This is a genomic window from Kitasatospora sp. NPDC048722 (assembly GCF_040650235.1).
Lineage (GTDB): Bacteria > Actinomycetota > Actinomycetes > Streptomycetales > Streptomycetaceae > Kitasatospora.
In genome coordinates this window covers 1-11079 of the sequence record NZ_JBEZGX010000114.1, presented here as the reverse complement: position 1 = coordinate 11079, position 11079 = coordinate 1, and the positions used below count along the sequence as shown (strand labels likewise).

Annotated in this window: 12 protein-coding genes, 3 tRNA genes and 1 pseudogene; 12 read left to right on the top strand and 4 right to left on the bottom strand. The window is 72.0% G+C overall.

All coding sequences use genetic code 11. From position 1 onward, the window contains the following. The first annotated feature begins 329 nt into the window (after window positions 1-329). The 7 genes and pseudogenes from AB0C76_RS40435 (at window position 330) to AB0C76_RS40405 (ending at window position 5210) form a co-directional block, all read left to right on the top strand. Window positions 330-560, top strand: a complete 231-nt coding sequence (locus tag AB0C76_RS40435; RefSeq protein ID WP_359975493.1) for an antitoxin — start codon at window positions 330-332, stop codon at window positions 558-560. Further along, entirely contained in the window at window positions 557-961 is a 405-nt protein-coding gene (locus AB0C76_RS40430) for a type II toxin-antitoxin system VapC family toxin (RefSeq protein ID WP_359975490.1), read from the top strand. Before AB0C76_RS40435 ends, AB0C76_RS40430 begins: the two co-directional genes overlap by 4 nt. Before the next feature lie 85 nt (window positions 962-1046). Beyond that, entirely contained in the window at window positions 1047-3473 is a 2427-nt protein-coding gene (locus tag AB0C76_RS40425; RefSeq protein WP_359975487.1) for a helicase-associated domain-containing protein, read from the top strand. A gap of 162 nt (window positions 3474-3635) precedes the next feature. Then, window positions 3636-4112, top strand: coding sequence for a hypothetical protein (locus tag AB0C76_RS40420; protein ID WP_359975484.1), 477 nt, complete (start codon window positions 3636-3638; stop codon window positions 4110-4112). Window positions 4113-4185: 73 nt separating this feature from the next. Beyond that, a pseudogene (locus AB0C76_RS40415) lies at window positions 4186-4562 on the top strand (type II toxin-antitoxin system RelE/ParE family toxin). Beyond that, window positions 4559-4894 carry a helix-turn-helix transcriptional regulator gene (locus AB0C76_RS40410; protein WP_359975481.1) on the top strand — a complete coding sequence of 112 codons (336 nt, stop codon included), beginning with the start codon at window positions 4559-4561 and terminating at the stop codon, window positions 4892-4894. Before AB0C76_RS40415 ends, AB0C76_RS40410 begins: the two are co-directional and overlap by 4 nt. Window positions 4895-4907: 13 nt before the next feature. Next, a complete protein-coding gene (locus tag AB0C76_RS40405) occupies window positions 4908-5210 on the top strand; it encodes a helix-turn-helix transcriptional regulator (RefSeq protein ID WP_359975478.1) in 303 nt (100 codons plus the stop codon). Window positions 5211-5293: 83 nt separating this feature from the next. On the opposite strand, the gene AB0C76_RS40400 is transcribed toward AB0C76_RS40405, so the two are convergent. The 4 genes from AB0C76_RS40400 to AB0C76_RS40385 form a co-directional block, all read right to left on the bottom strand. After that, a tRNA-Phe gene (locus AB0C76_RS40400) sits at window positions 5294-5367 on the bottom strand. A gap of 27 nt (window positions 5368-5394) precedes the next feature. Further along, window positions 5395-5468, bottom strand: a tRNA-Asp gene (locus AB0C76_RS40395). A 66-nt stretch (window positions 5469-5534) separates the two neighbouring features. After that, a tRNA-Glu gene (locus AB0C76_RS40390) sits at window positions 5535-5607 on the bottom strand. 114 nt (window positions 5608-5721) lie between these two features. Then, window positions 5722-6072, bottom strand: coding sequence for a metallopeptidase family protein (locus AB0C76_RS40385; RefSeq protein ID WP_359975496.1), 351 nt, complete (start codon window positions 6070-6072; stop codon window positions 5722-5724). Window positions 6073-6133: 61 nt separating this feature from the next. Between AB0C76_RS40385 and crcB (AB0C76_RS40380) the strand changes: the two genes are divergently transcribed. The 5 genes from crcB (AB0C76_RS40380) (at window position 6134) to AB0C76_RS40360 (ending at window position 10928) form a co-directional block, all read left to right on the top strand. After that, window positions 6134-6658, top strand: coding sequence for a fluoride efflux transporter CrcB (gene crcB / locus AB0C76_RS40380; protein ID WP_359975475.1), 525 nt, complete (start codon window positions 6134-6136; stop codon window positions 6656-6658). A gap of 38 nt (window positions 6659-6696) precedes the next feature. Next, window positions 6697-7116 (top strand): DUF190 domain-containing protein, encoded by a 420-nt coding sequence (locus AB0C76_RS40375; protein ID WP_359975472.1) that lies wholly within the window; start codon window positions 6697-6699, stop codon window positions 7114-7116. Continuing rightward, the gene (crcB, locus tag AB0C76_RS40370; protein WP_359975469.1) at window positions 7113-7487 is read left to right on the top strand and encodes a fluoride efflux transporter CrcB; all 375 of its coding nucleotides are present in this window, start codon (window positions 7113-7115) and stop codon (window positions 7485-7487) included. Before AB0C76_RS40375 ends, crcB (AB0C76_RS40370) begins: the two co-directional genes overlap by 4 nt. A 243-nt stretch (window positions 7488-7730) precedes the next feature. After that, window positions 7731-8429: a hypothetical protein gene (locus AB0C76_RS40365; RefSeq protein WP_359975466.1), complete on the top strand. Its 699-nt coding sequence runs from the start codon at window positions 7731-7733 to the stop codon at window positions 8427-8429. A 195-nt stretch (window positions 8430-8624) separates the two neighbouring features. Further along, on the top strand, window positions 8625-10928 hold the full coding sequence (locus AB0C76_RS40360) for a DEAD/DEAH box helicase (RefSeq protein WP_359975463.1): 2304 nt from the start codon (window positions 8625-8627) through the stop codon (window positions 10926-10928). Window positions 10929-11079: the final 151 nt, after the last annotated feature.

The following is an 11079-nucleotide window of genomic DNA, read 5'->3' as shown; positions in this document are numbered from 1 at the left end:
AAACGCTCGGCTGGGAAACCCCAGCCGAGCGTCTGCATAAACTCATCGCGGCCTAGACAACCGACCACGTGTTGCAACGACCCCTAGAAACCGCCATCTCTCCGGGGCCTTCCCGGCGGTGGCCGGGGCCGGGGTCGAACCGGCGACCTTCCGCTTTTCAGGCCAAGCCGGGGCGGTGAGATGCCCGTACTTGAGCGCTTCTGTCGTCTGTGGAAGTGCGGCTTCGGGTGTCACTGTGCGGACCGGTTGGCGTCAGCGTCGGCTTCGACCGGCATTCCTCCGTAGCGTAAGTGATGGCACTTTGCAGGCAGTGCAGCTAAAATGCATGCATGACTGCGATCACCATTCGTGAGGTCCCGGACTCGATTCTCGAAACTCTGAAGATCAAGGCGGCCCAGGGCGGAAAGAGCCTTCAGGCGTACCTGCTCGACCTTGTCACCCGTGAGGCGGCCACGCCGACCTTGGCCGAGATGATGAGCCGCCTCGACCGTGAGACCCGCTCTGAGGTCAGTACGGCGGACATCCTTTCCGCGATCGACGAGGGCCGGGAGCGCCGGTGAATCTGAGCGTCGTCATCGACTGCTCCGCGCTCGTTCGGGTGCTCACCGACCACGGTCCCGCCGGCCGGGCCGTCCGCGACCGACTCCGCGGGCTGGATGCGCTCGCTGCCCCTGGCTTGCTCGACTACGAGCTCGTCTCGGCCCTGTTCGGCATGGTGCGCGGCGGCAAGCTCGCGGAGAAGGAAGCGGTGAAGGCCGTTGCCGACTACCAGGCCCTCGCCATCACGCGACACGAGACGCTGATCCTGTGGCAGCGCGTTCGAGAACTCCACCACAACATCAGCGCCTACGACGCGCAGTACGTGGCGCTGGCCGAGACCCTCGGTGTGCCACTCGTCACCAGTGACGCCCGAATCCGGCGCAGCGGCGCCGCCAAGTGCAGCATCGAGGTCTTCGCGTAATCGCCGGAGGTTGGGCGGTGAGGGCGTCGGGTCGGCTTCAAACCTCGGACCCCCTCCCCGTCGTCGACTGACTACGCTTGGTGCGGTGAAATCAGTACGAAGCCTCACGATCTGGCTGGCCGACCGCACACCTTCACAGTTGACCGACCTGTTGGAGCAGCGCGAACTTCCCTACGCGGCAAGGGTGACGAGCCTGGCCGACCTGGCCGGCCACCTGTTGACGGACGCTTCGACGGCCCAGGGGCTGAGTGAGATCAGCCTCGGGGACTTTCAACTGCTGGTCGCTGTGGCGACCTTGGCCGAACGGTTGCACGGTCCGCTTCCGGCTGCCCTACCGGGCCATCACCTGTTCAGCGGCTACGGCGGCCGTTCACCGCGGCTCGACGCGCCTGCGGTCGACCCCGCTGACCGGTCCGTGACCCGGGACCAGCTCTTCCGATTCCTGCAACTCGACGACGCGGGGCGGTCCGCGGCCGCGGCCGCGCTGTCCCGGCTGGCCGAGCGGGCCCTGGTGCTGCCCTCGTCCGGGAGCAGGGTCACCGTTCCGATCCTGGTCCACCGCCAGGCGGGCGAAGGCGGCGGTTACGGCCGGCCCGCCGAGCAACTGCTCACCGAGGCCTTCAACGCCCCGGAGATCCACCGCATCGCGCAGGGGCTGGGGCTCGCGAAGGCGCGGACGCGAGACGAGGCGCAGCGGCATATCGTGGACGTGCTCAGGGACGCGAAGCGCGTGCGCGCCATGGCCGCCGAGGCGCCGCCCGCGGCCTTGGACCTGCTGGACAAACTGGTTCCGGGCCCGCCACTGCTGCGCACGCACTGCTTCGTCTCCCGGTACGGCGGCGGCTTCTACCCGGGCTCCGGAGGCAAGTTCACCTTCCGGGAAGGCGGCTCGGGAGATCCCGGCACGGACTGGCTGGCCGCCCGGGGCATGGTCGTTCCGGTGGATGAGGACCTGGTGGAACTGCCGCGCGAGGTGGCCGACGCGTTGCGCGACCACGACCGCGCGCCGAGCTACCAGTCTGCCCCGCCCCCGGTCGAGGGGGCGGTGGAGATCCCCGGTGGTGCAGTCGAGAGCCAGGCGCAGGCGGCGTTGGCCGAGGCGGCCTCCCGGGTCGAGCTGGTGCTCCGCCAGATGGCCGTGCAGCCGCTCGCCGTGCGCAAGGCAGGCGGGATCGCGGTCCGGGACACCCGTCGGCTGGCGAAGGCGGTCGGATTGCCGGAGGAGCAGGTCCGGTTGTGGCTCGACCTGGCGAACAACGCGGACCTGATCACCCCTTGCGCCGAGGAACCGGAGGCCCCGGCGAGAGGACGGGGCCGCACGCGTCGCCCGGAACCCCAGCCGCCTGCCCGGATGCTGCCCACCGAGCGGTACGACGAGTGGCTGGCGGCCGCGCCCGCTCAGCGGCTGCTGCCGATCGTCGCCACCTGGGCGGTGGTGCCCGAGGTCTTCAGCTACTGGCCGGACGAGAACGACACCCCGGTCGCGCTGATCACTCCGGAGGACGGCGAGGCCGTCGCTCTGCGCTATGCCGTGCTGGAGGCTCTGGCCACCCTGCCGGCCGGTCACGGAGTCGCCACCGGCAAGTCCACTCGCACGCGGGTGACCGCGCTCGCCGGTCTCATCGCCACGGCGGCCTGGTTCCGTCCGACCGCCCTCGCCCAAGGTCCGTGGGAGGCTGAGCGGGTCGAGGCGACCCTGGCGGAGGCGGAGCTGCTCGGGGTCGTCGCGCACGGAGCGCTGACTCGTCTCGGGCACGCCGTGCTCGGGTTCCTGAGGGCGGGTGCACACCGCCACTTCCCCGCCGTTCCGGGGGCCGGGCCGGAGCTGCGCGACCATCCTGCGCTGGCCGACGCGGTTCGGCAGGTGTCCGCGGCCCTGGACGTGCTGCTGCCCTCGCCGCAGACCACCGCCCGGTTCCAGGCGGACCTGACGGCCGTGGTCGCCGGATCTGGCGCACCGGAGCTGACCGACCTGCTGGCCGCCTGTGCGGACCGGGAGTCGGAGGGCCATGCCGTGGTGTGGCGGATCACCCCTGCGACGGTGCGCCGGGCGCTGGACTCCGGATGGGACGCCGCCGACCTGCTGGCCCGGTTGGCCGACGTCTCCGAGGGCGGGCGGCCGCTTCCGCAGCCCCTGGAGTATCTGATCAAGGACACCGCGCGGACCCACGGCCGGATGCGAGTGGTGCGCTCCGCGTGCTGCATCCGCTCCGACGACGAGGCACTGGTGTCGGAGCTCGCCGCAGCCCGTGCGCTGGCCAAGCTCGGGTTGCGACGGATCGCGCCGACGGTGCTGATCAGTACGGCCGAGCCCGACGCGACCCTCGCCGCGCTTCGATCTGCCGGCTACGCCCCCGTGCTGGAGGCGGAGACCGGGACGACGGTCATCGAGAAGGCCCGCCGGGAACACGGCCCCAACCGCATGCCGTCACTGTCCGGAGCACGACCGCGCCACGGCAAGGGACCGAACACTGCCCGGTCGCTGGCGGGCGCGTTGCTGGCGGGCCGGTGACCAGGGGATCGTCCCAAGCGTTCGGGCAGGGCGGTGTGCACCGCATCGTGGCGGTGAAGTCGCCCCGGAGCTCCCGACCGTGTCGACGACGACCTGCTCGCGGTCGCCGCCCAGGCCAGCCCGCCGGCCCCCGCACCTCGCAAGCGGCCTGGGAGGAAGGAGTTGGCGCCGCTGATCGCCGCGCTTCCCGAGAAGGTGAAGAACGACCTCTTGCTGCGCCTGGCGCTGGGCGATGAGCCTCAGCTGGGAGCCGAGCTTCTGCGCCGCCTGCACGGCGAACCGCCCGTCGCGACGGTGCCGGGGCAGCGCTCGGCTGCAGAACTGCTGGATGCCGCGCACACGCTGGCCACCGAGCGCCGGCAGGGTGCCGAGCGGGTTCGAGTCGAGGCACGGGCAAAGCAGCTGACCACCCTGGCCGCTGACGAGCAAACGATCTGGCGCGAGGTCGAGAACCACGTCGCCCGCAAGCAAGCAGCCCGTTACGACACCGCCGTGGCCCTCCTGGTCCAGCTCCGTGATGCGTGTGACCACGTCGGGCGCGGCCCGGAGTTCCGGCAGCGGCTGGCCACGCTCCGCGAGCAATACCGGCACCTGCCCGGCCTGCTGCGCCGGCTCGACGACCGGGCCCTGCGAGGCTGACGCCACCTGCATGCTCGGGGCGCTTGAAACGAACCGACGGCCCATACCATCTGCGTGATATGCAGTGGCTGGTATGGGCGAGCGCTACTCCATTGAGCTGGAACCGGAGGTGCGTCTCTGGCTTGAGAGTCTCACCCGCAGCACTATCGGCAGGTCGAGGAGAAGGCTGATCTCCTTGCCGAGTACCCAACCACGCTCGACGAGCCGCACTCGCGGAACCTGGGTGATGGGGTGCGGGAACTGCGCCTCGGTCTGAGCGGGAACGCGGTGCGGATCAGCTACTGGCTGGCGCCTGGACGCCGCATCGTTCTGCTCACTGTCTTTCGCAAGACCCGAATGCGTGAGGAAGCGGAGGTCAAGCGAGCCAAGGCTGCCAAGCTGGTGTGCGAGACCGGGCATCCGGTAGCTCATGAGATCTACAGTCGCAACACGGCGGAGGAGGAACGGTGAACCACGCACGCTGGCAGCTGGCTCGGGACAAGCGCGCGATCCACGGGGAGTTCGAGCCCCCCGCGATCATCGCCGAGCGAGAGCAGATTCGTCTGGCCATGGCGCTCGGTCAGCTGGTCTACGACCGGCGTACCCAGCTGGGTCTGAGCGAGGACGAGCTGGCGGTTCGCCTCGGTAGCACCGCTGACGAGGTGGAACACATCGAGGTTGGTGGAGTCCTCCCGGTCACGTCCGACCTGCTTCTCCGGATTGCCGCGGCTCTGGAGGTGTCCGTGGACGTCCATCTGGCGACCTCGGGCACGGCAGTCAGCTTCGCCGCTCGCGCCGCATAGCCGGGAGGAAGCTGTGGACTACGGGCAGCAGCTGTCGGCCGCTCTGCGGGACAGGCGAAGGCAACTGGGGATCTCCCAGACCGAACTCGCCCGGCGGGCCGGCATGACTCAGCCTGGCATCTCCCGCGTGGAACTGGGGGACACGACCCCGACCCTTCCCATGCTGGCGCGGCTCGCCGAGGCGTTGGAGGCGGACCTCGACATCCGACTGGCCCCCTGGACGGAAGGACGACGATGCGCTTCGTGCCCCACCGTCACGCCGATGCGGCGTGACGGTGGGGGCGGTGGAGTTGCGGCAAAGACGCGGAGGGCCTGACCGTCCGCTGTGCCGGCGTCAAGCGACGCAAAAATGCCCCCGAAGCGAACTGCTTCGAGGGCATCGTGCCTGGTCAGGCTATGTGGCCAGGGCCGGGGTCGAACCGGCGACCTTCCGCTTTTCAGGCGGACGCTCGTACCAACTGAGCTACCTGGCCGTACTGCACCGTCTCTTGCGAGACGAGCGATCCCGACGGGACTTGAACCCGCGACCTCCACCTTGACAGGGTGGCGAGCTAACCAACTGCTCCACGGGACCTTAGGTGGCCGGTGGGCCACCAGGTCTTGCGGCACTGCACTTTACTACGTGTACTGCGGTACTGCGTGCCCCCAACGGGATTCGAACCCGTGCTACCGCCTTGAAAGGGCGGCGTCCTGGGCCACTAGACGATGAGGGCTTGCGGCCTGTCCCGCTGTTTCCAGCGTTCGGGGACGTCGAGAAGCATATGGGATGTCGGGCGGATCGCCAAAACGGGTTTCGGCGGGGTGGGGCGGGGGCCCTCCGGGAGGGGTCAGGACCAGCCGAGGTCGTGGAGCTCGTGGTCGTCGAAGCCGAAGTGGTGGGCGACCTCGTGGATCACGGTGACGCGGACCTCCTCGACGACCTCCTCGCGGGTCTCGCAGTGCCGCAGGGTGGGGCCGCGGTAGATGATGATCCGGTCCGGGAGGACCCCGGCGTACCACTCGCCGCGCTCGGTGAGCGGGGTGCCCTCGTAGAGGCCGAGGAGCTCCGGGTCGGCGGCCTCCGGCTCGTCCTCGACGAACACCGCGACGTTGTCCATCATGGCCGCGAGCTGCGGGGGAATCAGGTCGAGCGCGTCGCCGACCAGCGTCTCGAACTCTTCCCGGGTCATCTCCACCAGATCATTGTCGGGTCTGGGATGAGGGCGTGCCAGGTGGTGGGAGCCGGTGTTTCATGGCCCTATGACGACCTCGGACGGGACGGTGGACGACGTGGCACGGACGGTGCCGCCGGTCGTGGCGGTGGCGCGGCGGCGCCCGCCGGTGCTGCGCGGGCAGGGGCCGGCCGTCGCGGTGATCGCGGTGGGAGGGGCGATCGGCGCGACGACCAGGTACGCGGCCGGGCTGACGTGGACGGACGGGCCGGACGCGTTCCCGTGGACGACGCTGCTGATCAACGTGGTCGGCTGCGCGGTGATCGGGGTCTTCCTGGTGGCGATCACCGAGGGCCGCCCGGCGCACCCGCTGCTGCGGCCGTTCTTCGGGACCGGCGTGCTGGGCGGGTTCACCACGTTCTCGACGTACGCGGTGGACGTCCGGCGTCTGATCGGGGCGGACCGGCTCGGTCCCGGCCTGGCGTACCTCGGGCTGACGCTGGCGGCGGCCCTCCTCGCGGTGTGGGCGGCGGCCTTGGTCACGCGCCGTCTGATCCACCGCGGCGCTCGCGAGGCCGGCAGGGAAGACGGCAGGGAAGGCGGCCGGGCATGACGGCATCGAGTGAGCGGGGCGAGCGGACGGATCAGGAGGTGCGTGTTTCGCGAAGCGGCCGAGCGCCGCGAGGCGGGCGCATCAGCGGGCCCGCGCTGCGGCTGACCGTGCTGGTCGGGGAGAACGACCGCTGGCACCACCGGCCGCTGTACAGCGAGATCGTGCACCGGGCGCGCGCCGCCGGGCTGGCCGGGGCGAGCGTCTTCCGGGGGATCGAGGGGTTCGGGGCGTCGTCGCTGGTGCACACGACGCGCCTGCTCTCGCTGAGCGAGGACCTGCCGGTGGCGGTGGTGATCGTGGACGAGGAGCAGCGGGTGCGGGGCTTCCTGCCCGAGCTGGACGAACTGGTCGCGGAGGGCCTGGTGGTGCTCGACCCGTGCGAGGTCGTGCGGTACGTCGGGCGGGCGGGGTCGGCGGACGCGGCCGGTGCGACCGGTGCCGGGGAGGACGGGAAGTGAACTGGCTCTTGGTGGCGGCGGGGGCCGTGGTCGGGGCGCCGATGCGGTACCTGACGGACCGGGCGGTGCAGTCCCGGCACGACTCGGTGTTCCCGTGGGGGACGTTCGTGGTGAACGTCGTCGGCTGCGCGGTGCTGGGCCTGGTGACCGGCGCGGTCGCGGCGGGGGCCGCTTCCCCGCACGTCCAGCTGCTGGTCGGGACGGGGTTCTGCGGCGCGCTGACGACGTACTCGACGTTCTCGTACGAGACGCTGCGGCTGGTGGAGACCGGGGCCGGGCGGTACGCGGTGGCGAACGTGGCCGGCAGCCTGGCGGCCGGGCTGGCGGCGGTCTACGCGGGGGCGGAGCTGGCCTCGGCGCTCTGGGGGTGACGCTCCCGGACGTGACGGGCCGCCGTTCTGCGCTCCCCCGCGGGGGTGAATTCCAACAGACACGCGTTTGAACCGCCGGTGTTGGGCCGGGCGGTTGGCGGCCGGTGGCTTCTCCGTGCGCCGCCCGTGTCCCGCCGGGCCCGGCGCGCGTTGGGCACCGGGAACGGCCGCGCGCACGGGGCGGCCGGGGTGGGGCGGTAGAGAGGGAGCTCGGTGGCTTCGGTGCGGGCGGTTCGGACGGCGGTGCGTACGGTTTCGGCGCGGGCGCAGGCGGCGGAGCAGGCGCGGGGCGCGCACCTGCGGGCCGGTGTGGTGCGGGCGGCGGCGATGCTGGCGGTGGCCGGGCTGGGGCTGACGGGGTGCATGTCGGTCGGCCCGGCGGCGGAGGAGAAGCCCGGTGGCACCGCGCCGGTGGGTCAGGCCGGTCCGGCCGTCAAGCCGGGGGCGACGGTCGGCCCCTCGGCCACGGCGGGCGGCGGGCACCTCGGGGGTGCGTCCGGGCGCTCGGAGCGGCAGGGGGGCTTGCAGACGGAGAACGCGCCCGCCGGGGGCACGTCACAGGCTCCGGGTGAGCCGGCGCCGGGCGCGAACGCGGCCACGGCGGGCGTGATCCCCGTGCCGGGCGCCCCCATGGCGGAGGGAGCGCCGGGTGCGAACGGCGCGGCCGGGGGCGTGAACGCCAGCCCCGCACCCAAGCCGGGCAGCGGCTCGCCGGCGGGCGGCGGAACGGCGGCCACGGGCGGCTCGGCGGGCTCCGGCACCGGCGAGGGACGGTCCGGTGGCGGCACCTCGGGCGCCCCCTCGGCGACGCCCAGCAGCCACCCGTCCACGACCCCCGAGCCGGACCACTCCTCGCCCGCCGCGACCGTCCCGCCGGCCCCGGAACCGTCCTCCGGCAGTTCCGGTTCCCCGGCCCCGAGCCCCCACCCGGCCACGCATTAGGGGGATGGCCAGGGCATTTGCCTCCGATCCCGAGGATCCTCTATGGTGGTAGATCGTTCGTTTGATTCATTTGTCTGGCGCCCTACTCCCATCTGGCGCCCTTGGCGCGTACCGGCGATCCGTGGCTGACCGCATAGAGGCGGTTGTGAAACAGAACCCCGGACTTTGGCGCGTGCCACTTCCGGAAGGTTTTGCATGTCTCTCGTTGACGACGCCCGCTTCGCCATGCCCGCGAGCGAGTCCGCCGCCGATGTCACCACCACCCCCGAGACCGACGCCGTCGAGGCCGTCGAGACCCCCGAGACCGAGGCCGTCGAGACCGACGCCGCCGAGTCCGCCGAGCCCACCATCACCTTCGGCGACCTGGGCCTGCACGACGACGTCGTGCGCGCCCTCGCCAAGCGCGGCGTGACCACCCCGTTCCCGATCCAGGCCGCGACCATCCCGGACGCCCTGGCCGGCAAGGACGTGCTCGGCCGCGGTCGCACCGGCTCCGGCAAGACCCTCAGCTTCGGTCTGCCGCTGCTCACCCGCCTCGCCGACGGCGAGCGCACCAAGCCCAAGCACCCGCGCGGCCTGATCCTCGTCCCGACCCGCGAGCTGGCCATGCAGGTGGCCGACGCGCTGGAGCCGTTCGGCTCGGTGCTCGGGCTCAAGCTCAAGGTCGTCTGCGGCGGCACCTCGATGTCGAACCAGATCTACGCGCTGGAGCGCGGCGTCGACATCCTGGTCGCCACCCCCGGCCGTCTGCGCGACCTGCTGAACCGCGGCAGCGCCAAGCTGGACGACGTCCGCACCGTCGTGCTCGACGAGGCCGACCAGATGGCCGACATGGGCTTCCTGCCCGAGGTCACCGAGATCCTCGACCAGGTGCCGGCCGGCGGCCAGCGCCTGCTGTTCTCCGCCACGCTGGAGAACGAGATCGACACCCTGGTCAAGCGCTACCTGAAGAACCCGGTCACCCACGAGGTCGACCCGTCGGCCGGCGCCGTCACCACCATGACCCACCACATCCTCGTGGTGAAGCCCAAGGACAAGGCGCCGATCACCAACGCGATCGCCGCCCGCAAGGGCCGCACGATCATCTTCGTCCGCACCCAGATGGGCGCCGACCGCGTCGCCGAGCAGCTCATCGAGGCCGGCGTGAAGGCCGACGCGCTGCACGGCGGCATGACCCAGGGCGCCCGCACCCGCGTCCTCGGCGACTTCAAGGACGGCTACGTCAACGTCGTCGTCGCCACCGACGTCGCCGCCCGCGGCATCCACGTCGACGGCATCGACCTGGTCCTCAACGTGGACCCGGCCGGGGACCACAAGGACTACCTGCACCGCTCCGGCCGCACCGCGCGCGCCGGCCGCTCCGGTGCCGTCGTCACCCTGGTGCTGCCGCACCAGCGCCGCGGCGTCTTCCGCCTCATGGAGGACGCGGGCGTCGACGCCAGCCGCCACATCCTGGACCACGCGTTCGACGCCGAGGTCGCCAAGATCACCGGCGCCCGCTCGCTGACCGAGGTGCAGGCCGAGAGCGCCGCGAACATCGCCGGTGCCGCCGAGCGCGAGCTCGCCGACATGACCCGCCAGCTGGAGCGCGCGCAGCGCCGCGCCACCGAGCTGCGCGAGGAGGCCGACCGCCTCGCCGCCCGTGCGGCGCGCGAGCGGGCCGAGCTGGGCATCGAGGACGAGGCCCCGGCCGCGGAGGGCGACGCCGTCGCCGAGGGCGCCCAGGCCGCCGACGCCGCGGCCGCCGTGCCGGCGCAGTCCGGCCCGGCCGCCGAGGAGCGGACCCCGTCCTACCGCGAGGCCCGCACCGAGCGTCCGGCCTTCGGCCGCGACCGCGACCGTGACCGTGACGACCGTCGTTCGGGCGGTTTCGACCGTGACCGCGGTGGCTTCGGCGGCCGTGACCGCGACGACCGCGGTGGCCGTTCCGGTGGCTTCAACCGCGATGACCGCGGCGACCGTGGCGCCCGCTCCGGTGGCTTCAACCGTGACGACCGCGGCGACCGTGGCGCCCGCTCCGGTGGCTTCAATCGTGACGACCGCGGCGGCTTCAACCGTGACCGCGACGACCGTCGTTCGGGCGGTTTCGACCGTGACCGCGGTGGCTTCGGCGGCCGTGACCGCGACGACCGCGGTGGCCGTTCCGGTGGCTTCAACCGTGACGACCGCGGCGACCGTGGCGCCCGCTCCGGTGGCTTCAACCGTGACGACCGCGGCGGCTTCAACCGTGACCGCGACGACCGTGGCGGCCGTTCCTTCGGTGACCGTCCGGCCCGCTCCTTCGGCGACCGCCCGTCCTTCGGCCGTGACCGCGACGAGCGCGGCGGCAGCAGCCGTCCGTTCTCGCGCCGCGACGACCACCGCTCCGGCGGCCGTCCGCAGTCCTCGGGCTTCGGCGGCCGTGACCGCGACGACCGCGGCGCCCGCTCCGGCGGCTTCAACCGCGAGGACCGCGGCGGCTTCAACCGGGACGACCGCAAGCCGCGCTGGAAGAACTGAACCCGTACGCCGGTAGTTGACGAAACCGCCGGCTGACGGACGAAGGGCCCGCTCCACTCGGCGGTTTCTAGCGGTCGTCGCAACACGTGGTCGGTTGGTTAGGCCGCGATGAGTTTATGCAGGCGCTCGGCTGGGGTTTCCCAGCCGAGCG

Coding starts and splice junctions, on each gene's coding strand:
- crcB (WP_359975475.1), top strand. CDS start 6,134: ATGACGACCTCGGACGGGACGGTGGACGACGTGGCACGGACGGTGCCG.
- AB0C76_RS40360 (WP_359975463.1), top strand. CDS start 8,625: ATGTCTCTCGTTGACGACGCCCGCTTCGCCATGCCCGCGAGCGAGTCC.
- AB0C76_RS40435 (WP_359975493.1), top strand. CDS start 330: ATGACTGCGATCACCATTCGTGAGGTCCCGGACTCGATTCTCGAAACT.